The sequence below is a fragment of the Cedecea sp. B1(4) genome, from assembly GCF_059414925.1.
Genome location: NZ_JCAHMZ010000341.1, coordinates 1 through 394, shown reverse-complemented (window position 1 = coordinate 394; position 394 = coordinate 1). Strand labels below are relative to the sequence as shown.

Here is a 394-nt window from a genome sequence, read left to right as displayed (position 1 = left end):
GTCCGCAGCCATTCCGTTGCCGATTCCGTATGCCACTTGCGCCTGCGGCGCAGCCTCGCCCGTGCGCCATCGATAGGATCGAAGCTCTCTCGAAGGAGCTTGATCATGCGCATCGGCGTTATTGGAGGCGGCCATGGCTGCTACGCGGCGGCCGCCGACCTGGCGGAAAAAGGACATCAGGTGCGCCTGTGGCGCCGCGACGGGGCGGCCTTCGACGGCCTGCGCCGCGCCGGCGCCCTGGAGGTCACCGACTATCGCGGCACCCGCCGCATCGCGCTGGGCGACGGCCCCGGCCAAATCGAACTGGCGGCCACGCTGGCGGATGTGGCGGCGGACGCGCCGCTGCTGGTGATTCCGCTGCCGTCCACCACGCACGCCGCGCTGGCGCCCGAGC

General features: G+C 71.6%; 1 protein-coding gene. It reads left to right on the top strand.

Going from position 1 to position 394, the window contains the following annotated elements:
* Positions 1 to 105: 105 nt before the first annotated feature.
* A partial coding sequence (locus ACR6JA_RS23200) for a hypothetical protein (RefSeq protein ID WP_494599876.1) occupies positions 106 to 394 on the top strand: 289 nt, incomplete at its 3' end.